Origin of the sequence: Bacteroides faecium, from assembly GCF_012113595.1 — a bacterium.
GTDB classification, from domain to species: Bacteria; Bacteroidota; Bacteroidia; order Bacteroidales; family Bacteroidaceae; genus Bacteroides; species Bacteroides faecium.
In genome coordinates this window covers 5,607,339-5,630,179 of sequence record NZ_CP050831.1, presented here as the reverse complement: position 1 = coordinate 5,630,179, position 22,841 = coordinate 5,607,339, and the positions used below count along the sequence as shown (strand labels likewise).

Genomic DNA, 22,841 nt, shown 5'->3' with positions numbered 1-22,841 from the left:
GTTCTATTAAAAATATATATCTTTGCAAGAAAGGTGTTTTTTTATAAAAGCAGAGATTATGAGCAATAAAATTTATCCTATCGGTATTCAGAATTTCGAAAGCCTTCGTCAGGATGGCTATTTCTATATTGATAAAACGGCATTGGTATATCAAATGGTCAAGACTGGGCGTTATTACTTCTTGAGTCGTCCGCGCCGTTTCGGAAAGAGTCTGCTCATTTCTACCCTAGAGGCTTACTTTCAAGGAAAAAAGGAACTGTTTGAAGGGTTGGCAGTGGAAAAGTTGGAAAAGGACTGGATAAAATATCCTATACTGCATCTGGATCTTAATATCGAAAAGTATGATACGCCGGAAAGTCTGGATAAAATATTGAATGATAATCTGGAATATTGGGAAAGCCAATACGGCACCCGTCCGTCCGAGACATCTTTTTCTCTGCGCTTTGCCGGTGTTATTCAGCGTGCTTGTGAGAAGACCGGACAACGTGTCGTTATTCTGGTTGATGAGTATGACAAGCCTATGCTGCAAGCCATTGGTAATGAAGAACTCCAAAAGCAATTCCGAAATACCTTGAAGCCATTTTATGGAGCTTTGAAGACGAAGGACGGGTATATAAAGTTTGCATTCCTCACCGGTGTAACAAAGTTTGGCAAAGTCAGTGTATTCAGTGACTTGAATAACCTGGATGATATTTCAATGTGGAATGAGTATGTCGAAATTTGTGGTGTCAGCGAGCGTGAAATCCACGAAAATCTGGAAACAGAACTCCATGAATTTGCAGCAGCGCGAGGAATAACGTATGATGAACTCTGTGAGGAACTGAGAAAGTGCTATGACGGCTATCATTTTACTCACAATTCAATAGGCATGTACAATCCGTTCAGCCTGCTTAACGCTTTCAAGCGCAAGGAGTTCGGCAGTTATTGGTTTGAGACGGGTACGCCTACCTATCTGGTGAAATTGCTTAAAAAACATCATTATGACCTGGAACGGATGGCGCATGAAGAAACCGATGCCCAGGTTCTGAATAGTATAGACTCTGAATCCACTAACCCCATTCCAGTGATTTATCAGAGCGGATATCTCACTATTAAGGGATATGATGAACGTTTTGGTATGTATCGTTTAGGTTTTCCCAACCGTGAAGTGGAAGAAGGGTTTGTCCGTTTCCTACTTCCTTTTTATGCGAATGTAAATAAGGTAGAGTCACCTTTTGAGATTCAGAAGTTTGTCCGTGAAGTGGAATCGGGTGATTATAACTCTTTCTTCCGTCGCCTGCAGAGTTTCTTTGCGGATACTACCTACGAAGTGATCCGTGACCAGGAATTGCATTACGAGAACGTGCTTTTCATCGTTTTTAAACTGGTTGGTTTTTATGTCAACGTGGAATATAAAACGAGTGACGGACGCATCGACCTCGTCCTGCAGACTGATAAGTTTATCTATATAATGGAATTTAAGCTGAACGGCACGGCGGAAGAGGCTTTACAACAGATTAACGACAAGCATTACGCCCTTCCTTTCGAAATGGACGGACGCAAACTCTTTAAAATAGGCGTAAACTTCAGTGCGGAAACCCGCAATATCGAAAAGTGGATTGTTGAATCCTGAATGTATCTTGAAACTTTCTCCGTTATAGAAAAACAGTTCTAATATGGATGCTTTATATAATAAGGTATGGGCATCTTGTATAAAATAATGTCAGTAAGAAAAACATGTTCTACAACATCGTTATCAATCAGTCAGTTAGCATAAACATTCAAAAATAATTAGAAAAAAGAGTGTGATATATTTGGAGTATATACCAAAAGGAACTACTTTTGCACCCGCTTTCCAAGAGAAGAAAGCCTTGACAAAATGACTTAGTGATAAAGCGTAAGACGTCTTAAAAATAAGAACAAAAAAACTTCCAATAAAGTTTGGAAGATAAATATAAAAGTTCTTATCTTTGCAGTCCGATTCGCAAAGAAAGCGGTTTTGCTTTTTTCTTTTATAATTATTCTTTCCCTTTCGCAAGAGAGCCTGAGAAACGAGTTGAAAAGAAAAATAAAAAAAACTTCCGAAAAGATTTGGCGGTTAAAAATAAACCTCTTACCTTTGCACCCGCTTTTAAAACGAAAGCAACAAGTTCTTTGAAATATTGATAAACAATACAAGTAGTACAAGTTAAAAAATAGAACCGTCAATACTTGTTTCAAAAGTAGCAATACAAATGAAACACAGGTAATTGAAAGAAGTCAATAAATTTTGTACGGCATCCTGAACAGAGCAAAAACCTGCCTAAGGGCAGATTAACAATACTTTTACAATGAAGAGTTTGATCCTGGCTCAGGATGAACGCTAGCTACAGGCTTAACACATGCAAGTCGAGGGGCAGCATTTTTCTAGCAATAGAAAAGATGGCGACCGGCGCACGGGTGAGTAACACGTATCCAACCTGCCTCATACTCGGGGATAGCCTTTCGAAAGAAAGATTAATACCCGATAGCATAGTCCCACCGCATGATGGGATTATTAAAGAATTTCGGTATGAGATGGGGATGCGTTCCATTAGATAGTTGGTGGGGTAACGGCCCACCAAGTCTTCGATGGATAGGGGTTCTGAGAGGAAGGTCCCCCACATTGGAACTGAGACACGGTCCAAACTCCTACGGGAGGCAGCAGTGAGGAATATTGGTCAATGGACGAGAGTCTGAACCAGCCAAGTAGCGTGAAGGATGAAGGCTCTATGGGTCGTAAACTTCTTTTATATGGGAATAAAGTTGAGTATGTATACTTTTTTGTATGTACCATATGAATAAGGATCGGCTAACTCCGTGCCAGCAGCCGCGGTAATACGGAGGATCCGAGCGTTATCCGGATTTATTGGGTTTAAAGGGAGCGTAGGTGGATTGTTAAGTCAGTTGTGAAAGTTTGCGGCTCAACCGTAAAATTGCAGTTGAAACTGGCAGTCTTGAGTACAGTAGAGGTGGGCGGAATTCGTGGTGTAGCGGTGAAATGCTTAGATATCACGAAGAACTCCGATTGCGAAGGCAGCTCACTAGACTGCAACTGACACTGAGGCTCGAAAGTGTGGGTATCAAACAGGATTAGATACCCTGGTAGTCCACACAGTAAACGATGAATACTCGCTGTTTGCGATATACAGCAAGCGGCCAAGCGAAAGCATTAAGTATTCCACCTGGGGAGTACGCCGGCAACGGTGAAACTCAAAGGAATTGACGGGGGCCCGCACAAGCGGAGGAACATGTGGTTTAATTCGATGATACGCGAGGAACCTTACCCGGGCTTAAATTGCACCTGAATATAGTGGAAACATTATAGCCGCAAGGCAGGTGTGAAGGTGCTGCATGGTTGTCGTCAGCTCGTGCCGTGAGGTGTCGGCTTAAGTGCCATAACGAGCGCAACCCTTATCTTTAGTTACTAACAGGTCATGCTGAGGACTCTAGAGAGACTGCCGTCGTAAGATGTGAGGAAGGTGGGGATGACGTCAAATCAGCACGGCCCTTACGTCCGGGGCTACACACGTGTTACAATGGGGGGTACAGAAGGCAGCTACCTGGCGACAGGATGCTAATCCCAAAAACCTCTCTCAGTTCGGATCGAAGTCTGCAACCCGACTTCGTGAAGCTGGATTCGCTAGTAATCGCGCATCAGCCATGGCGCGGTGAATACGTTCCCGGGCCTTGTACACACCGCCCGTCAAGCCATGAAAGCCGGGGGTACCTGAAGTACGTAACCGCAAGGAGCGTCCTAGGGTAAAACTGGTAATTGGGGCTAAGTCGTAACAAGGTAGCCGTACCGGAAGGTGCGGCTGGAACACCTCCTTTCTGGAGCGATGTCGTTGCAAATGACTTTCAGGTTCTGTTTTTATTGTACTACTGGTACTTGTTTATTTATAAAATATAGATCAACCATCTATAGATAATATAGATAGAGATAAACAAGAGAAAAAAAGAAGCCGAGTCTAACTAAGGTAGACAAGGTTGAACTAGTCCTATAGCTCAGTTGGTTAGAGCGCTACACTGATAATGTAGAGGTCGGCAGTTCAACTCTGCCTGGGACTACCAAGCTCAAGAATGAAGAAAAGCGAAAGCAAGAAGAAAAGCGAAAGCAAAAACAGAATTCTTGATAACCTCTTGGGGGATTAGCTCAGCTGGCTAGAGCATCTGCCTTGCACGCAGAGGGTCAACGGTTCGAATCCGTTATTCTCCACAATCTCTGAAAAGAGAAACGATCTTTGACATGATGATAACAAAAAAGTAAAATTTTAGTAAAGAGCTAAAAGTATATATCGAACCGTACGTGATTGACGTATTGTCATTGAGTCTTATTTTTTAATTCTCAATTTTCAATTCTCAATTTAGTAAGTTTGAAAGAAAGTAAGCAAGGGCGCATGGCGGATGCCTTGGCTCTCGGAGGCGATGAAGGACGTGATAAGCTGCGATAAGCTTCGGGTAGGTGCAAATAACCTTTAATCCGAAGATTTCCGAATGGGACAACCCGGCATTCTGAAGGAATGTCATCCAACTTAGTTGGAAGCTAACACAGGGAACTGAAACATCTTAGTACCTGTAGGAAAAGAAAATAATAATGATTCCCCTAGTAGTGGCGAGCGAACGGGGATTAGCCCAAACCATAGATGTTACGGCATTTATGGGGTTGTAGGACCACGACATCGCATGAAATTTAGTGAATAGAACGTTCTGGAAAGAACGGCCATAGACGGTGATAGCCCTGTATATGAAGCTAAACTAAGCGTAGTGGTATCCTGAGTAGCGCGGGACACGAGAAATCTTGCGTGAATCTGCCGGGACCATCCGGTAAGGCTAAATACTCCCGAGAGACCGATAGTGAACCAGTACTGTGAAGGAAAGGTGAAAAGAACTTCGAATAGAAGAGTGAAATAGTCCCTGAAACCATGCGCCTACAAGCGGTCGGAGCTTCGTAAGAAGTGACGGCGTGCCTTTTGCATAATGAACCTACGAGTTACTTTTTCCGGCAAGGTTAAGCATTTCAAAATGTGTAGCCGAAGCGAAAGCGAGTCTGAACAGGGCGATTAGTCGGAAGGAGTAGACGCGAAACCAAGTGATCTACCCTTGGGCAGGTTGAAGGTTAGGTAACACTAACTGGAGGACCGAACCGATAAGCGTTGAAAAGCTTCCGGATGACCTGAGGGTGGGGGTGAAAGGCTAATCAAACTTGGAGATAGCTCGTACTCCCCGAAATGCATTTAGGTGCAGCCTTGTGAGTTACTAATGTGAGGTAGAGCGACTGATAAGATGCGAGGGCTTCACCGCCTATCAAGTCTTGATAAACTCCGAATGCGCATTAGTTCTATCACAGGAGTGAGGGCATGGGTGCTAAGGTCCATGTCCGAAAGGAGAAGAATCCAGACCATCAGCTAAGGTCCCCAAATAATTGCTAAGTTGAACTAACGAAGTCAGATTGCTAAGACAGCTAGGATGTTGGCTTGGAAGCAGCCATTCATTTAAAGAGTGCGTAACAGCTCACTAGTCGAGGAGTTTGGCGTGGATAATAATCGGGCATTAAGCAATTTACCGAAGCTATGGGATCAGTAATGATCGGTAGGGGAGCATTCCACTCTGCGTCGAAGGTGAAGCGTGAGCTTTGCTGGAGCGTGTGGAAAAGCAAATGTAGGTATAAGTAACGATAAAGGGGGTGAGAAACCCCCTCGCCGAAAGACTAAGGTTTCCTGATCAACGCTAATCGGATCAGGGTTAGTCGGGTCCTAAGGCTCAGCCGAACGGTGAGGCCGATGGCAGAACAGGTTAATATTCCTGTACTACCTTAATGAGTGACGTGGAGACGGAGCAGTGATAGCGCCGCGGACTGACGGAATAGTCCGTTGAAGGGTGTAGACGTTGATTGTGGCAGGCAAATCCACCGCAAGAGTCGAACCTGATAGTATGGAGCGTTCTTCGGAACAATCCAATAGTGCGTGTAAGCATACTCCCAAGAAAATCCGCTAAACTTAATCATTAAGGTACCCGTACCGTAAACGGACACACGTAGTCGGGTTGAATATACTAAGGCGCTTGAGTGATTCACGGTTAAGGAACTAGGCAAATTGACCCTGTAACTTCGGGATAAAGGGTCCCTACGGCAACGTAGGGCGCAGAGAATAGGTCCAGGCAACTGTTTAACAAAAACACAGGGCTGTGCAAAATTGAAAGATTCGGTATACAGCCTGACACCTGCCCGGTGCTGGAAGGTTAAGAGGAGATGTCATCGCAAGAGAAGCATTGAATTGAAGCCCCAGTAAACGGCGGCCGTAACTATAACGGTCCTAAGGTAGCGAAATTCCTTGTCGGGTAAGTTCCGACCTGCACGAATGGTGTAATGATCTGGACACTGTCTCAACCGTGAGCTCAGTGAAATTGTAGTATCGGTGAAGATGCCGATTACCCGCGATGGGACGAAAAGACCCCGTGAACCTTTACTATAGCTTAACATTGAATTTGGGTAATTGATGTGTAGGATAGGCCGGAGACTTTGAAGCAGGTACGCCAGTATTTGTGGAGTCGCTGTTGAAATACGGCCCTTTGATTATTTGAGTTCTAACCCGTAGATGCGGGGACACTGTTTGGTGGGTAGTTTGACTGGGGTGGTCGCCTCCAAAAGTGTAACGGAGGCTTCTAAAGGTGCCCTCAGGACGATTGGTAACCGTCCGTAGAGTGTAATGGCATAAGGGCGCTTGACTGGGAGACATACAAGTCGATCAGGTAGGAAACTAGAGCATAGTGATCCGGTGTTTCCGTATGGAAGGGACATCGCTCAAAGGATAAAAGGTACTCCGGGGATAACAGGCTGATCCCTCCCAAGAGCTCATATCGACGGAGGGGTTTGGCACCTCGATGTCGGCTCGTCACATCCTGGGGCTGGAGAAGGTCCCAAGGGTTGGGCTGTTCGCCCATTAAAGTGGCACGCGAGCTGGGTTCAGAACGTCGTGAGACAGTTCGGTCTCTATCTATCGTGGGCGTATGAAATTTGCGTGGCTCTGACACTAGTACGAGAGGACCGTGTTGGACTGACCGCTGGTTTACCAGTTGTGCCGCCAGGTGCATCGCTGGGTATCTAAGTCGGGATTGGATAAGTGCTGAAAGCATCTAAGTACGAAGCCAGCCACAAGATTAGATTTCTTAGGGTCGTCAAAGACGATGACGTTGATAGGATGCAGGTGTAAAGGTGGTAACATCATAGCCGAGCATTACTAATTGCCCGTTCACTTTCTTTCGGACTTGTACGGGGCGCGATATATACGTTTAGCTGACACAGAAACATCAGAAACAGAAACATAACTTAAATTTTACTTTTTCATCATGTCATAACCTTATTCAGGTGGTTATAGCACGAGGGTTCCACCTCTTCCCATTCCGAACAGAGAAGTTAAGCCTCGTCACGCCGATGGTACTGCGTAACAGTGGGAGAGTAGGTAGCCGCCGTTTTTGAAGAAGCCCCTTGATTCATCAAAGAATCAAGGGGCTTTCTGTATTTATACATCTCATAGTTTGCTCTATATACCTCGTATTTTACTCTATACACTTTATCGTTCGGTCTATATACTTCACATTTACCTCTAAACACTTTACTCTACATGCTTTGTATTTTCTTCTATGCACTTTTGTTGTTTACTCTATATTTTCTTTTTTGCTACTTTTTTCTACATGCCCCCTCATTTTTTTCTACCTAAATTTCTTATTTTATTATTTAATCTTTAATATATCCGTTTTAGTATCCCATTTGTCGCTTTCGGTATTTGCTCGTTTTCAGATGTCTTTTAGATTCCCTATATTTGCTTTCTCGCCAGATAAAATCAGAAAAGTGTCATTTCGTTATAAGAAAGGGGAAAAAACGGAATAAAAACAGTGTATAACTGTGATTTTTTCGCAAGGGAATCTTTTTCTTTTCATCTTTCTCTTTTTTATCAAATTGATTTTTGTAAATTTGGCGAGAATCTAAAAGAGGTACACAATTAATACAGTAATAATACTAAATACTCCTGTTGATATGGAAAACAAAATTCAAGAGTTGACCGATAAGATTTATCGTGAAGGCGTGGAAAAAGGAAACGAAGAAGCGCAGAGACTTATCGCGAATGCTCAGGAAGAAGCAAAAAAAATCATTGAGGATGCTCGCAAAGAAGCAGAATCAATTGTAAATTCCTCTCGTAAATCTGCCGATGAATTGGTGGAAAATACAAAATCAGAGTTAAAACTGTTTGCCGGTCAGGCTGTAAATGCACTCAAATCCGAGGTGGCTACTATGGTAACTGACAAGTTAGTAACTACTTCTGTGAAAGATTTCGCACAGGATAAAGATTATCTGAATGCGTTTATCGTTGCATTGGCTTCCAAATGGAGCGTTGACGAACCTATCGTTATCTCGACAGCCGACGCCGAATCACTGAAAAAGTATTTTGCAGCTCATGCGAAAGCTTTGTTGGATAAGGGAGTGACTATACAGCAAGTAAACGGTATCAAGACTTTATTCACCGTTTCTCCTGCGGACGGTTCCTATAAGGTGAACTTCGGAGAAGAAGAATTCATGAATTACTTCAAAGCGTTCTTGCGTCCTCAATTAGTAGAAATGCTATTTTAAAAGAAGCGACTATGAGTAGTAAGTACTATTACTTGGTAGCAGGTTTGCCGGAACTTTCGCTGGAAGACAGCAAACTGAGCTATACAGTAGCCGACTTTAAAACTGAAATCTACAACGGATTGTCTGCTTCGGACCAGAAGTTGATTGACTTGTTTTATCTGAAGTTTGACAACGCGAATGTGTTGAGACTTCTCAAAGATAAGGAAGCGGAAATCGACAAACGGGGAAACTACTCTGCTGAGGAACTCACCGAATACATTTCTATTCTAAGAGAAGGCGGAGAAATCAGTCCTAAAGAATTTCCGGCTTATCTTTCTACATTTATCATTGATTATTTGAATACACCTGCCGAAAGCACGGTATTGCACGAAGACCATCTGGCTGCATTGTATTATGAATATGCCATGAAATGTGGGAATAAGTTTGTTTCTGCCTGGTTTGAATTCAACCTCAACATCAATAATATCCTTGTCGCATTTACGAGCCGTAAATTCAAATGGGATATTGCTTCCAATGTCGTAGGAAACACGGAGATATGCGAAGCTTTGCGTACGTCGAGTGCCCGCGACTTCGGATTGTCCGGCGAGGTGGATGTTTTTGAATCGTTGGTGAAAATCAGTGAGATTACGGAATTGGTGGAACGTGAGAAGAAACTCGACGCTTTGCGGTGGAACTGGATGGAAGATGCCATCTTCTTTGATTATTTCACCATTGAACGCATTTTCGCTTTCTTGTTGAAGCTGGAAATGATTGAACGGTGGATTTCATTGGATAAGGAGAGAGGAAATCAGTTGTTCAGAAGCATCATCGAATCGCTGAAGAACGAAGTGCAGATCCCTGCAGAATTCAGATAATAAATTATTAAAAATATATGGCAACAAAAGGAACTGTTAGTGGCGTTATTGCCAACATGGTGACCCTCGTCGTTGACGGACCGGTAGCTCAGAATGAGATTTGTTATATCTCGACCGGTGGCGATAAGTTGATGGCGGAGGTGATTAAGGTTGTAGGTTCACACGTATATGTCCAGGTGTTTGAGAGCACCCGCGGACTGAAAGTGGGAGCGGAAGCCGAATTTACAGGACACATGCTCGAAGTGACGTTAGGTCCGGGTATGTTATCGAAAAACTACGACGGTCTGCAAAATGACCTCGACAAGATGGACGGAGTTTTCCTGAAGAGAGGACAATATACGTATCCGTTGGATAAAGAACGTGTATGGCATTTCGTTCCATTGGTGAATGTCGGTGACAAAGTGCAGGCTTCTGCATGGTTGGGACAGGTGGACGAAAACTTCCAGCCGTTGAAAATTATGGCTCCGTTCACTATGGAGGGAACGGCTACTGTTAAAACTATCATGCCGGAAGGTGACTATAAGATAGAAGATACGATTGCTATCCTGACGGATGAAGAAGGAAACGATATCCCTGTGACTATGATTCAGAGATGGCCTGTAAAACGTGCCATGACGAACTACAAGGAAAAACCGCGTCCGTTCAAATTGCTGGAAACCGGTGTACGTGTAATTGATACGCTGAATCCGATAGTGGAAGGTGGTACAGGTTTTATCCCCGGCCCGTTCGGTACAGGTAAGACAGTGCTTCAGCACGCTATCTCCAAACAGGCGGAAGCGGATATCGTTATTATCGCTGCTTGCGGTGAGCGTGCGAATGAGGTTGTGGAAATCTTTACGGAGTTCCCCGAACTGGTCGACCCGCACACAGGACGTAAGTTGATGGAGCGTACTATCATCATCGCCAATACTTCCAACATGCCGGTGGCTGCCCGTGAAGCATCTGTATATACAGCGATGTCACTGGCAGAATATTACCGTTCGATGGGATTGAAGGTTCTGTTGATGGCGGACTCTACTTCCCGTTGGGCACAGGCTTTGCGTGAGATGTCCAATCGTATGGAAGAGTTGCCTGGACCGGATGCATTCCCGATGGATATTTCGGCTATCATCTCCAACTTCTACGGTCGTGCGGGATATGTGAAACTCAGCAATGACGAAACGGGTTCTATTACGTTCATCGGTACGGTGTCGCCCGCCGGTGGTAACTTGAAAGAGCCGGTAACTGAAAATACGAAGAAGGTAGCCCGTTGTTTCTATGCTTTGGAACAGGATCGTGCCGATAAGAAACGTTATCCGGCTGTGAATCCGATTGATTCTTATTCCAAATATATCGAATATCCGGAATTTGAGGAATATATCAAGGGGCATATCAACGGTGAATGGATTGGCAAGGTAAATGAACTCAAAACTCGTCTGCAACGTGGTAAGGAAATCGCCGAACAGATCAATATCCTCGGTGACGACGGTGTACCGGTAGAATACCATGTTACTTTCTGGAAATCGGAATTGATTGACTTCGTTATCCTGCAACAGGATGCTTTCGACGAAATCGACGCCGTTACTCCGATGGAACGCCAGGAAGATATTCTGAATATGATTATCGACATCTGTCATACGGAATTTGAATTTGATAACTTCAATGATGTAATGGATTACTTCAAGAAGATGATTAATGTCTGTAAGCAGATGAACTACTCGAAGTTCAAATCAGAGGAGTATGAAGGATTCCAGAAGCAACTGAAGGAATTGATTGCCGAAAGAAGCATCCAATCGTAAATCGTAAATTGTTAAATCGTAAATAAGTAAGATGGCAACAAAAGCTTTTCAAAAGATATATACCAAGATTACTCAGATTACCAAGGCTACTTGTTCGCTGAAAGCGACGGGAGTAGGGTATGACGAGCTTGCCACTGTGAACGGTAAACTGGCACAGGTGGTTAAGATTGCCGGTGACGATGTCACTCTGCAGGTATTTGAAGGTACGGAAGGTATTCCTACCAATGCCGAGGTGGTGTTCCTTGGCAAATCGCCTACATTGAAAGTAAGCGAGCAGTTGGCAGGACGTTTCTTCAACGCTTTCGGTGACCCGATTGACGGCGGTCCGGAGATTGAGGGACAGGAAGTGGAAATCGGCGGACCTTCTGTGAATCCGGTTCGACGCAAACAACCGTCGGAACTGATTGCAACGGGTATTGCCGGTATTGACTTGAACAATACGCTGGTATCCGGTCAGAAGATTCCGTTCTTTGCCGACCCCGACCAGCCTTTCAACCAGGTAATGGCAAACGTGGCGTTGCGTGCTGAAACGGATAAGATTATCCTGGGCGGTATGGGTATGACGAATGACGACTACCTGTACTTTAAGAATGTATTCTCTAATGCAGGTGCGCTCGACCGTATCGTGAGCTTCATGAACACGACCGAGAATCCGCCGGTAGAACGTCTGTTGATTCCGGACATGGCACTGACTGCTGCCGAATATTTTGCAGTAAACAACAATGAGAAAGTCCTGGTTCTGTTGACGGATATGACCAGCTACGCCGATGCGTTGGCAATCGTATCCAACCGTATGGACCAGATTCCTTCGAAAGACTCTATGCCGGGTTCGCTTTATTCGGATTTGGCGAAGATTTACGAGAAGGCGGTACAGTTCCCTTCGGGCGGTTCAATTACGATTATCGCGGTGACTACTTTGTCCGGTGGCGATATTACGCACGCTGTACCTGATAATACGGGGTATATCACGGAAGGTCAGTTGTTCCTGCGTCGTGATAGCGATATCGGTAAGGTTATTGTTGACCCGTTCCGTTCGTTATCCCGTCTGAAACAGTTGGTTACGGGTAAGAAGACACGTAAAGACCATCCGCAGGTGATGAATGCCGCCGTACGTCTGTACGCCGATGCTGCCAATGCCAAGACGAAGATGGAAAACGGTTTCGACCTGACGAACTACGACGAACGTACATTGGCCTTCGCAAAGGATTATTCGAATCAGTTGTTGGCTATTGATGTCAATCTGGATACTACTGAAATGCTGGATGTAGCTTGGGGCTTGCTCGGCAGATACTTCCGCCCGGAAGAAGTAAATATCAAGAAAGACCTTGTTGACCAATACTGGCCAAAAGGCGAATAATAATAAACTTGTAATTAATAATTTATAATTAGTAATTAACAACGTGGCTATAAAGTTTCAATATAACAAAACCTCTCTTCAGCAGCTCGAAAAGCAACTGAAAGTGCGGGTGCGTACGCTTCCTATCATTAAGAATAAGGAAAGCGCTCTCCGCATGGAAGTGAAACGCTGCAAAACGGAAGCGGCTGATTTGGAGGATAGGCTCGAACAACAGATTCAAGCCTATGAAGCCATGTTCGCCCTTTGGAATGAGTTTGACGCTTCATTAATAAAGGTAAATGATGTTCATCTTGGTGTAAAGAAAATTGCGGGTGTGCGTGTGCCGTTGCTCGAAAATGTAGAATTCGAGATACGTCCGTACAGTATGTTTAACGCTCCCAAGTGGTATGCCGATGGTATCCATCTTTTGGAAGAGCTTGCTCATACGGCAATTGAACGTGAATTTATGCTCGCCAAGCTGAATTTGTTAGAACATGCAAGGAAAAAGACCACTCAGAAAGTAAACCTTTTTGAGAAGGTTCAGATACCGGGCTATCAGGATGCATTGCGAAAGATCAAGCGATTTATGGAAGATGAAGAAAACCTGTCGAAGTCTTCGCAAAAGATCATGAAGTCCCATCAAGAAAAAAGGAAGGAGGTAGAGGCATGATTACAAAAATGAGGAAACTCACATTCCTGGTTTATCACAAGGAGTACGAAGAATTCCTGAACAGCCTGCGCGAACTTGGTGTGGTTCACATTGTGGAGAAGCAGCAAGGCGCTGCCGATAACACGGAGCTGCAAGAGAATATTCGCCTTTCCAACCGCTTGACGGCTACTTTGAAGTTGCTTCAGAACCAGAAGCATGAAAAGAATGCTGTGATTGCTACGGAAGGTGGAACGGCTGCCCGCGGTATGCAAGTACTGGACGAGGTGGACGATTTGCAGACGGAACACGGAAAGTTGTCCCAGCAGCTACAAAACTATGCGAAAGAGAAAGAAGCGCTGGAAGCTTGGGGTAACTTTGAGCCGACAGGTATTCAGAAGTTGAAAGATGCCGGTTATGTGATCGGTTTCTATAGCTGTTCGGAAGGAAATTACAAAGAAGAGTGGGAAACGGAATACAATGCAATGATTGTAAACCGCATTTCTTCCAAAGTATTTTTCGTGACCGTGACGAAAGCCGGACAAGAAGTGGACTTGGACGTAGAGCAGGCGAAACTGCCCGCATACTCTCTGTCGCGTCTTGAAGCGCTTTATGATACGACCGAACAGGCGATTGAAGAGAACGAAAAGAAGCTCGTCGCACTTTCTGAGACGGATATTCCTTCTTTGAAGGCGGCTTTGAAAGAGTTGCAAGGCCAGATTGAATTTTCTAAGGTCGTATTAAGTTCCGAACAAACTGCCGGTGATAAACTGATGTTGATTGAAGGATGGGCTCCTGCTTACAGTAAAGTGGAAATAGAGGCTTATCTGAATGACGCACATGTATATTATGAGATTACGGATCCGATGCCGGGTGATGATGTTCCTATCCGATTGAATAATAAGGGATTCTTTGCCTGGTTCGAACCGATTTGCAAGCTGTATATGCTTCCGAAGTATAATGAACTGGACTTGACTCCGTTCTTTGCTCCGTTCTTTATGGTATTCTTCGGACTCTGTCTGGGAGATTCGGGATACGGTTTGTTCCTGTTCTTGGGAGCTACGGCATACCGTTTGATGGCAAAGAAGGTAACTCCGTCAACGAAGTCGATTATTTCGCTGATACAGGTCTTAGCTGTTTCAACTTTCTTCTGCGGTCTGCTGACGGGTACGTTCTTCGGAGCGAATATCTATGATTTGGACTGGCCTATTGTTCAACGTCTGAAACATGCTGTCTTGATGGATAATAATGATATGTTCCAACTGTCGTTGATATTGGGAGCTATTCAGATATTGTTCGGTATGGTGCTGAAAGCTGTGAATCAGACGATTCAGTTTGGTTTCAAATATGCGGTGGCGACAATCGGATGGATTATCCTGCTGGTTTCAATGGCTGTTTCGGCTTTGTTGCCGAAAGTATTGCCGATGGGAGGCACGATACACCTTGTTATCTTAGGGCTTTCGGCTGCTATGATATTCCTTTATAACAGTCCGGGAAAGAATATTTTTATGAATATCGGATTGGGATTATGGGATTCATATAATATGGCTACAGGTTTGTTGGGCGACGTCTTGTCATACGTTCGTTTGTTTGCCCTCGGTCTTTCGGGTGGTATTCTGGCGGGAGTATTCAATAGCTTGGCAGTAGGTATGAGTCCGGATAATGTAATAGCAGGACCTATCGTGATGGTGCTGATTTTCGTTATCGGTCATGCAATCAATATCTTTATGAATGTACTTGGTGCAATGGTTCACCCGATGCGTCTGACGTTCGTTGAGTTCTTTAAGAATTCCGGATACGAAGGCGGTGGTAAGGAGTACAAGCCTTTTAGAAATTAGAATTTGAAGATTAAAATTAAAGTAAGAATTAAACAATAAAAAATAGAATAAGATTATGGAAATGAATTTGTTTATTGCCTACATTGGCATCGCGGTTATGGTTGGTTTGTCAGGCATTGGTAGTGCTTACGGAGTAACTATTGCAGGTAACGCTGCTATCGGAGCATTGAAGAAGAATGATGGTGCATTCGGTAACTTCCTGGTATTGACAGCCCTTCCGGGTACACAGGGACTTTACGGTTTTGCCGGTTACTTTATGTTCCAGACTATTTTCGGTATCCTGACTCCTGAGATTACAGCTATCCAGGCATCGGCAGTGCTTGGTGCCGGTATCGCTTTGGGATTGGTTGCCTTGTTCTCAGCTATCCGTCAGGGACAGGTTTGTGCCAACGGTATCGCTGCTATCGGTCAGGGACACAATGTATTTAGTAACACACTGATTCTGGCTGTATTCCCGGAACTTTATGCTATTGTAGCTTTGGCTGCAACCTTCTTGATTGGTAGCGCTCTCGCATAATTTTTTCTGAGGGATTATTCCCGATAAAAAAACATTCAATCCCCTTGTTAATGCAGCTTTGCATTGGCAAGGGGATATTCTTTTTTTACTGCAAGCAAACGTTTCTTTCCTCTTCTTAACTCATATTTTTCGTATAAAGTATTATTTTTCAAAGAATAATGTGTACTTTTGCACTCGCATACTAAAAAGAGTTTTAATATATTATATGGTAAAAGATTTATTAACCCCCGATTATATCTTCGAGTCCAGCTGGGAAGTATGTAATAAAGTGGGAGGGATATACACCGTCTTGTCGACACGGGCAAATACATTGCAGGAGAAGTTCCGTGACAGAATTTTTTTCATAGGTCCTGATGTGTGGCAAGGAAAAGAGAACCCTCTATTCATCGAGTCGGATAATCTATGTGCTGCTTGGAAAAAGCATGCACTTGAAAATGATGAACTTTCCGTCCGTATAGGACGATGGAATATCCCCGGTGAACCCATAGTCATTCTAGTCGATTTCCAACCTTTTTTTGAGAAAAAAGACGATATATACACAGAAATGTGGAATCGTTATCAGGTAGATTCGTTGCACGCTTATGGCGATTACGACGAAGCTTCTATGTTTTCGTATGCTGCGGGCAGAGTAGTGGAGAGTTTCTATCACTACAACCTGACAGAAACGGACAAGGTGGTATATCAGGCGCATGAATGGATGACGGGAATGGGAGCACTTTATGTACAGGAAGCTGTGCCCGAAGTGGCTACTATCTTTACGACCCATGCTACTTCTATCGGTCGTTCTATCGCAGGCAACAACAAACCGTTGTATGACTATCTCTTTGCCTACAATGGCGACCAGATGGCTCAGGAACTGAATATGCAATCGAAACATTCGATTGAAAAACAGACCGCGCATTATGTGGACTGCTTTACTACGGTTAGCGAAATCACCAACAACGAATGTAAGGAACTGCTGGACAAACCGGCGGATGTAGTCCTTATGAACGGTTTCGAGGATGATTTCGTGCCGAAAGGAAGTACATTCACCGGAAAGCGTAAACGTGCGCGTGCCTTGATGTTGAATGTAGCAAATAAATTATTGGGAACAAATCTGGATGACGATACGTTAATTGTCGGAACCAGCGGGCGATATGAATTCAAAAACAAAGGAATCGATGTATTCCTGGAATCATTGAACCGCCTGAACAGAGATAAGAACCTGCATAAGAATGTATTGGCATTTATCAATGTTCCCGGTTGGGTAGGTGATCCCCGTGAGGATTTGCAGGAACGCTTGAAGAGCAAGAAAAAGTTCGATACTCCGCTTGAAGTGCCGTTCATTACTCATTGGCTGCATAATATGACGCATGACCAGGTATTGGATATGCTGAAATATATGGGAATGGGAAATCGCCCGGAAGATAAGGTAAAGGTCGTTTTCGTACCTTGCTATCTGGACGGTCGCGACGGTATCATGAACAAAGAGTATTACGATATATTGCTTGGACAGGATTTGAGTGTGTATGCTTCCTATTATGAACCGTGGGGATATACCCCGTTGGAAAGCGTCGCATTCCATGTGCCGACGATCACTACCGATCTGGCAGGATTCGGACTTTGGGTGAACAGCTTGAAGAACCAGCATGGCATTAATGATGGAGTGGAAGTGCTGCATCGTTCGGACTATAACTATTCGGAAGTGGCGGATGGTATCAAGGATACGATTACGCTGTTTGCGGATAAGACGGAAAAGGAAGTGAAGGAGATTCGCAAGCATGCCGCTGAAGTGGCGGAACAGGCTTTGTGGAAACACTTCATACAATATTACTATGAAGCTTATGACATTGCCTTGCGCAATGCAATGAAGCGTCAACTGAATTAAGAAAGTATTATTCATCAATAAGTAAACAAAAACATTATGAAAATCAAAGTTAGTAATGTGAATACTCCCAACTGGAAAGAGGTTACTGTAAAATCACGTATACCGGTAGAGTTGGAGAAGTTGTCTGAAATCGCACGCAACATTTGGTGGGCATGGAATTTTGAAGCGACTGAACTATTTAGAGATCTAGATCCGGAACTTTGGAAAGAATGTGGACAGAACCCTGTATTGTTGTTGGAACGTATGAGCTATGAAAAGCTGGAAGCTCTGGCAAAAGACAAGGTGATTCTGAGAAGAATGAATGAGGTTTATACGAAATTCAGAGATTATGTGGATGTAAAGCCGGATGAACAGCGTCCGTCTGTTGCCTATTTCAGCATGGAATATGGTTTGAGCAGCGTCCTGAAAATATATTCCGGTGGTCTGGGTGTGTTGGCTGGCGACTACTTGAAAGAAGCTTCCGACAGCAATGTTGATTTGTGTGCCGTAGGTTTCTTGTATCGTTACGGTTACTTTACCCAAACATTGTCCATGGACGGACAGCAGATCGCTAACTACGAAGCGCAAAACTTCGGTCAGCTTCCTATCGACCGTGTAATGGATGCGGACGGCAAGCCGTTGGTAGTAGATGTTCCTTACCTGGATTATTATGTTCATGCTAACGTATGGCGTGTTAATGTAGGACGTATCTCTTTATATCTGTTGGATACGGACAATGAATTGAACAGTGAATTTGACCGTCCTATCACTCACCAGCTTTATGGTGGCGACTGGGAAAACCGTTTGAAGCAGGAAATCCTGTTGGGTATCGGTGGTATCCTGACACTGAAAGCATTGGGTATCAAGAAAGATATTTATCACTGTAATGAAGGACATGCCGCATTGATTAATGTTCAGCGTATCTGTGATTACGTAGCTACCGGATTGACTTTCGATCAGGCTATCGAGTTGGTTCGCGCTTCTTCTCTTTATACGGTTCATACGCCGGTTCCCGCAGGTCACGACTATTTCGACGAAGGCTTGTTTGGTAAATATATGGGTGGTTATCCTGTCAGAATGGGTATCACTTGGGACGACTTGATGGATCTCGGACGTAACAATCCGGGTGACAAGGGCGAACGTTTCTGTATGTCAGTCTTTGCTTGCAACACTTCTCAGGAAGTGAACGGTGTAAGTTGGCTGCACGGAAAAGTATCCCAGGAAATGTTCTCTTCTATCTGGAAAGGTTATTTCCCCGAAGAAAGCCACGTAGGATATGTGACGAACGGTGTTCACTTCCCGACTTGGAGCGCTACGGAATGGAAAGAACTGTACTTTAAATATTTCAACGAAAACTTCTGGTTCGACCAGTCTAATCCTAAGATTTGGGAAGCTATCTATAATGTGCCCGATGAAGAGATTTGGAAGACTCGTATGACGATGAAGAATAAGTTGGTTGACTATATCCGCAAGTCATTCCGCGATACTTGGTTGAAGAACCAGGGAGATCCTTCACGCATCGTTTCGCTGATGGATAAAATCAATCCGAATGCATTGCTGATTGGCTTCGGTCGCCGTTTTGCTACTTACAAACGTGCACACCTGCTGTTTACTGACCTGGAGCGTCTTTCCAAGATTGTGAATAATCCTGACTATCCGGTACAGTTCCTGTTTACAGGTAAGGCTCACCCGCACGATGGAGCAGGACAGGGCTTGATTAAGCGTATTATCGAGATTTCCCGTCGTCCTGAATTCCTGGGCAAGATTATCTTCCTCGAAAACTACGATATGCAGTTGGCTCGTCGCCTGGTTTCCGGTGTTGATATTTGGTTGAATACTCCGACCCGTCCGTTGGAAGCATCCGGTACATCAGGCGAAAAGGCATTGATGAACGGTGTTGTCAACTTCTCCGTACTGGACGGATGGTGGCTGGAAGGTTACCGCGAAGGTGCAGGTTGGGCGTTGACTGAAAAACGTACTTACCAGAATCAGGAACACCAGGATCAATTGGATGCTGCTACTATTTACAGTATTCTTGAAACTGAAATCCTGCCGTTGTACTATGCCCGCAACAAGAAGGGATATTCTGAAGGCTGGATCAAGGTTGTGAAGAATTCTATCGCGCAGATTGCTCCTCACTATACAATGAAACGTCAGTTGGATGACTACTTTAGCAAATTCTATTGCAAACAGGCAAAACGCTTCGCGTCTTTGTCTGCTGATAATAATGCGAAAGCAAAAGAAATAGCAGCTTGGAAAGAAGAAGTGGTTGCTAAATGGGATTCTATCGAAATCGTATCTTGCGACAAGGTGGAAGAAATGGCACTGGGAGACATCGAAAGCGGAAAAGAATATACTATCACTTACGTAATCGATGAGAAAGGTTTGAATGATGCAGTAGGACTCGAACTGGTAACGACATATACGACTGCCGATGGTAAACAACATGTTTACTCAGTAGAGCCGTTCAGCGTAATCAAGAAAGAAGGCGATTTGTACACATTCCAGGTTAAACATAGCTTGTCGAATGCCGGTAGCTTCAAGGTGTCTTACCGTATGTTCCCGAAGAACTCGGACCTTCCGCATCGTCAGGACTTCTGCTACGTACGTTGGTTTGTCTGATTAATTGAGCAATAAAGTAGGGGAGAGTAAATCTCCCTGTTGCTTTCATAGATAAAATTCAGCCCCTGCAATCTTAAAGAATGCAGGGGCTGAATTTTTATAATCAAGAGACTGTCTCCAGGACGAAACAGCCTTTGCTTCTTTTATTTTACAGCTTCTGCTATTTTAGCTTGAAGCTCTTCTCCGTGCAGGCCGCGAGCGATAATCGTACCGTCATCGTCGATCAACACTGTGTGAGGGATGCTGTTTATAGCGTAAAGTTGTGCACCTTCACTTTGCCAGAATTTCAGGTCGGACATTTGTGGCCAAGTCATGTTCAGTTTCTTGATAGATTCTTTCCATGCAGCGCCGTCCTGATCGAGAGATACACCTACAATTTCAAAGTTTTTGCCTTTGTATTTAGCGTAAGCTTCTACCAGGTTAGGCATTTCGCGACGGCAAGGACCGCACCAGCTAGCCCAGAAGTCTACCAATACCACTTTGCCTTTACCTACGTAATCAGACAGTTTCACAGCTTTTCCGTCAGGAGTCTGCATTTCGAAATCAATGAACTTGGTACCTACGGCAGTCTTTTTCTGCTTTTCGGTCAGTTCTTTGATTTTTACGATTGTTTCATCGTTTTGCAAGTTAGCCGGAACCTGTTGCAGTAATGCTTCGTTTTCGGCAGTAGAGTTATTGTAGAAAGTCTGTTTGAACAAGAATACACCGACCGGGTTGGTGATGTTTTTCTGTACAGCTTCCTTGATTGCGTTTTCGTACTGTTCCTGCAACTCAGCTCCTTCTTTTTGCTTGGCTTCTTTCTGTTCATCGCTCAAGGTAGTGTCACCCATTGATTCATAGATGCCATTCATTTTCTTGCTGATGTCATTGATTTTAGCTCTGAGTTCCTGGTAAGCGTCGTTGTTGGCAGTACCGGTAACAGAATCATCATCTTTGCCTAACTTGACATTGATTTTTCCGTTTTCGAGGAAGAAATCAACCATCAACGGTGTTCCGTTTACTTCACAAGTGACATAACGGCTGACAACAGAATCTTGTGTACCTTCAAAGGTAAAAGTACCTTTTTTGATAACGGCAGTATCGAGTTTAGTCAAATTTCGACCTGTAGCTTCCTGAAGATAAACGGTGTCACCATCGGCTGCGCCCTCTACTGTACCCGTAACAACGTAACCGGCTTTGTTGCCGGTACAAGCTACCATACCCAAGGCTGCAGTTGCGATAACTAAATAAGTTAATTTTTTCATGCTTTTGTAAGATTAGTGAATAAATATTTATGCAAAGATAGATTATTTTTCTCTCGGGCATCGAAAAACACTGTTATATTAGATTAACACGTAGGTGAAAACCGCAGAAATGTGTACCTTTGCAGCCCAAACTTTAGAATGAATATGCAAGAAGATAAATCCATCATTGAGGTGAGCCATGTCTCGAAGTATTTTGGCGAGAAAACAGCATTGGATGATGTGACTCTGAAGGTGAAAAAGGGCGAATTTGTCACGATGCTCGGGCCTTCCGGTTGCGGGAAAACCACGTTATTGCGTCTCATTGCCGGTTTTCAGACGGCTTCGGAAGGAGAAATCCGAATTTCGGGGAAGGAAATCACACAAACTCCGCCCCATAAGCGTCCGGTAAACACGGTATTCCAGAAATATGCCCTGTTTCCGCACTTGAATGTTTACGACAATATCGCTTTCGGTCTGAAACTGAAAAAGACACCGAAGCAGACCATTGGGAAGAAAGTGAAAGCTGCTCTGAAAATGGTAGGCATGACGGATTATGAATATCGGGATGTCGATTCTCTTTCCGGCGGTCAGCAACAGCGTGTAGCCATCGCCCGTGCCATTGTCAACGAGCCGGAAGTGTTGTTGCTGGATGAACCGCTGGCAGCGCTCGACCTGAAAATGCGTAAGGATATGCAGATGGAACTCAAGGAGATGCATAAATCTTTGGGAATCACATTTGTCTACGTCACTCACGATCAGGAAGAGGCGCTTACATTGAGTGACACGATTGTCGTGATGAGTGAAGGGAAGATTCAGCAGATCGGTACGCCGATTGATATTTATAATGAGCCTATCAATTCATTTGTTGCGGACTTTATCGGAGAAAGTAACATCTTGAATGGAACGATGATTCATGACAAACTGGTGCGTTTCTGCGGTACGGAGTTCGAATGTGTGGACGAAGGATTCGGTGAGAATGTTCCGGTAGATGTGGTGATCCGTCCGGAAGACCTGTATATTTTCCCGGTTTCGGATATGGCGCAGTTGACGGGAGTGGTGCAGACTTCCATATTCAAAGGCGTGCATTATGAAATGACCGTGCTTTGCGGCGGTTATGAATTCCTTGTGCAGGATTACCATCATTTTGAGGTAGGGGCGGAAGTCGGTCTGCTGGTGAAGCCTTTCGATATTCATATTATGAAGAAAGAGCGTATCTGCAATACTTTTGAAGGAAAGTTGCTGGATGCCACTCATGTGGAATTCCTCGGTTGCAGCTTTGAGTGTGCTCCTGTAGAGGGCATGGAACCCGATACGAACATCAAAGTGGAAGTGGATTTCGACAAGGTGATTCTTCAGGATAATGAAGAAGACGGAACGCTGACGGGAGAGGTGAAGTTCATCCTTTACAAGGGTGACCATTATCATCTGACGGTGTTCTCCGACTGGGACGAGAATGTATTTGTAGATACGAATGATGTATGGGACGACGGCGACCGCGTAGGTATTACCATCCCCCCGGATGCCATTCGTGTAATTAAAATAACCGATTAACAGGAAA

13 protein-coding genes, 2 tRNA genes and 3 rRNA genes are annotated in these 22,841 nt (G+C 44.2%); 17 read left to right on the top strand and 1 reads right to left on the bottom strand.

What is annotated here, in order from left to right:
* The first annotated feature begins 58 nt into the window (after nucleotides 1-58).
* The 16 genes from BacF7301_RS21140 to BacF7301_RS21065 all read left to right on the top strand — a co-directional run bounded on the left by BacF7301_RS21140 (nucleotide 59) and on the right by BacF7301_RS21065 (nucleotide 20,060).
* Complete coding sequence (locus BacF7301_RS21140; RefSeq protein ID WP_167965953.1) at nucleotides 59-1,612, top strand: ATP-binding protein; 1,554 nt, start codon at nucleotides 59-61, stop codon at nucleotides 1,610-1,612.
* A 308-nt stretch (nucleotides 1,613-1,920) separates the two neighbouring features.
* Complete coding sequence (locus tag BacF7301_RS21135; RefSeq protein ID WP_167965951.1) at nucleotides 1,921-2,145, top strand: hypothetical protein; 225 nt, start codon at nucleotides 1,921-1,923, stop codon at nucleotides 2,143-2,145.
* 161 nt (nucleotides 2,146-2,306) lie between these two features.
* Nucleotides 2,307-3,831 (top strand): 16S ribosomal RNA (locus BacF7301_RS21130).
* Between the two features lie 163 nt (nucleotides 3,832-3,994).
* Nucleotides 3,995-4,071: transfer RNA gene (locus BacF7301_RS21125), tRNA-Ile, on the top strand.
* 71 nt (nucleotides 4,072-4,142) lie between these two features.
* A tRNA-Ala gene (locus BacF7301_RS21120) sits at nucleotides 4,143-4,216 on the top strand.
* A 161-nt stretch (nucleotides 4,217-4,377) separates the two neighbouring features.
* Nucleotides 4,378-7,259 (top strand): 23S ribosomal RNA (locus BacF7301_RS21115).
* A gap of 100 nt (nucleotides 7,260-7,359) precedes the next feature.
* Nucleotides 7,360-7,470: ribosomal RNA gene (gene rrf, locus BacF7301_RS21110) — 5S ribosomal RNA — on the top strand.
* Together the 16S, 23S and 5S rRNA genes with 2 tRNA genes alongside form the textbook arrangement of a ribosomal RNA operon.
* Nucleotides 7,471-8,032: 562 nt before the next feature.
* On the top strand, nucleotides 8,033-8,623 hold the full coding sequence (locus BacF7301_RS21105; RefSeq protein ID WP_167965949.1) for a V-type ATP synthase subunit E family protein: 591 nt from the start codon (nucleotides 8,033-8,035) through the stop codon (nucleotides 8,621-8,623).
* A gap of 11 nt (nucleotides 8,624-8,634) precedes the next feature.
* Nucleotides 8,635-9,477, top strand: coding sequence for a DUF2764 domain-containing protein (locus BacF7301_RS21100; RefSeq protein WP_167965947.1), 843 nt, complete (start codon nucleotides 8,635-8,637; stop codon nucleotides 9,475-9,477).
* A 17-nt stretch (nucleotides 9,478-9,494) separates the two neighbouring features.
* Nucleotides 9,495-11,255: a V-type ATP synthase subunit A gene (locus tag BacF7301_RS21095; RefSeq protein WP_167965945.1), complete on the top strand. Its 1,761-nt coding sequence runs from the start codon at nucleotides 9,495-9,497 to the stop codon at nucleotides 11,253-11,255.
* 31 nt (nucleotides 11,256-11,286) lie between these two features.
* Nucleotides 11,287-12,612 (top strand): V-type ATP synthase subunit B, encoded by a 1,326-nt coding sequence (locus tag BacF7301_RS21090; protein ID WP_167965943.1) that lies wholly within the window; start codon nucleotides 11,287-11,289, stop codon nucleotides 12,610-12,612.
* 43 nt (nucleotides 12,613-12,655) lie between these two features.
* Complete coding sequence (locus BacF7301_RS21085) at nucleotides 12,656-13,261, top strand: V-type ATP synthase subunit D (protein WP_004297640.1); 606 nt, start codon at nucleotides 12,656-12,658, stop codon at nucleotides 13,259-13,261.
* Nucleotides 13,258-15,075, top strand: a complete 1,818-nt coding sequence (locus BacF7301_RS21080) for a V-type ATP synthase subunit I (RefSeq protein ID WP_167965941.1) — start codon at nucleotides 13,258-13,260, stop codon at nucleotides 15,073-15,075. The genes BacF7301_RS21085 and BacF7301_RS21080 overlap by 4 nt, the downstream gene beginning before the upstream one ends.
* Nucleotides 15,076-15,130: 55 nt before the next feature.
* Nucleotides 15,131-15,592 (top strand): ATP synthase subunit C-like protein, encoded by a 462-nt coding sequence (locus BacF7301_RS21075; RefSeq protein ID WP_167965939.1) that lies wholly within the window; start codon nucleotides 15,131-15,133, stop codon nucleotides 15,590-15,592.
* A gap of 205 nt (nucleotides 15,593-15,797) precedes the next feature.
* A complete protein-coding gene (locus BacF7301_RS21070; RefSeq protein ID WP_167965938.1) occupies nucleotides 15,798-17,459 on the top strand; it encodes a glycogen/starch synthase in 1,662 nt (553 codons plus the stop codon).
* Nucleotides 17,460-17,495: 36 nt separating this feature from the next.
* On the top strand, nucleotides 17,496-20,060 hold the full coding sequence (locus tag BacF7301_RS21065; RefSeq protein ID WP_167965936.1) for a glycosyltransferase family 1 protein: 2,565 nt from the start codon (nucleotides 17,496-17,498) through the stop codon (nucleotides 20,058-20,060).
* A 143-nt stretch (nucleotides 20,061-20,203) separates the two neighbouring features.
* Here the strand turns inward: BacF7301_RS21065 and BacF7301_RS21060 are convergent, their stop codons facing one another.
* A complete protein-coding gene (locus tag BacF7301_RS21060; RefSeq protein WP_167965934.1) occupies nucleotides 20,204-21,304 on the bottom strand; it encodes a TlpA disulfide reductase family protein in 1,101 nt (366 codons plus the stop codon).
* 138 nt (nucleotides 21,305-21,442) lie between these two features.
* Here BacF7301_RS21060 and BacF7301_RS21055 point away from each other — a divergent pair, with 138 nt between their 5' ends.
* Nucleotides 21,443-22,834, top strand: a complete 1,392-nt coding sequence (locus BacF7301_RS21055; protein ID WP_209319467.1) for a polyamine ABC transporter ATP-binding protein — start codon at nucleotides 21,443-21,445, stop codon at nucleotides 22,832-22,834.
* Nucleotides 22,835-22,841 lie beyond the last annotated feature (7 nt).

Excerpts from the sequence above, each read along its gene's own strand:
- BacF7301_RS21140 (WP_167965953.1), top strand. The coding sequence starts at position 59 with ATGAGCAATAAAATTTATCCTATCGGTATTCAGAATTTCGAAAGCCTT.
- BacF7301_RS21105 (WP_167965949.1), top strand. The coding sequence starts at position 8,033 with ATGGAAAACAAAATTCAAGAGTTGACCGATAAGATTTATCGTGAAGGC.
- BacF7301_RS21100 (WP_167965947.1), top strand. The coding sequence starts at position 8,635 with ATGAGTAGTAAGTACTATTACTTGGTAGCAGGTTTGCCGGAACTTTCG.
- BacF7301_RS21095 (WP_167965945.1), top strand. The coding sequence starts at position 9,495 with ATGGCAACAAAAGGAACTGTTAGTGGCGTTATTGCCAACATGGTGACC.
- BacF7301_RS21090 (WP_167965943.1), top strand. The coding sequence starts at position 11,287 with ATGGCAACAAAAGCTTTTCAAAAGATATATACCAAGATTACTCAGATT.
- BacF7301_RS21080 (WP_167965941.1), top strand. The coding sequence starts at position 13,258 with ATGATTACAAAAATGAGGAAACTCACATTCCTGGTTTATCACAAGGAG.
- BacF7301_RS21075 (WP_167965939.1), top strand. The coding sequence starts at position 15,131 with ATGGAAATGAATTTGTTTATTGCCTACATTGGCATCGCGGTTATGGTT.
- BacF7301_RS21070 (WP_167965938.1), top strand. The coding sequence starts at position 15,798 with ATGGTAAAAGATTTATTAACCCCCGATTATATCTTCGAGTCCAGCTGG.
- BacF7301_RS21065 (WP_167965936.1), top strand. The coding sequence starts at position 17,496 with ATGAAAATCAAAGTTAGTAATGTGAATACTCCCAACTGGAAAGAGGTT.
- BacF7301_RS21060 (WP_167965934.1), bottom strand. The coding sequence starts at position 21,304 with ATGAAAAAATTAACTTATTTAGTTATCGCAACTGCAGCCTTGGGTATG.
- BacF7301_RS21055 (WP_209319467.1), top strand. The coding sequence starts at position 21,443 with ATGAATATGCAAGAAGATAAATCCATCATTGAGGTGAGCCATGTCTCG.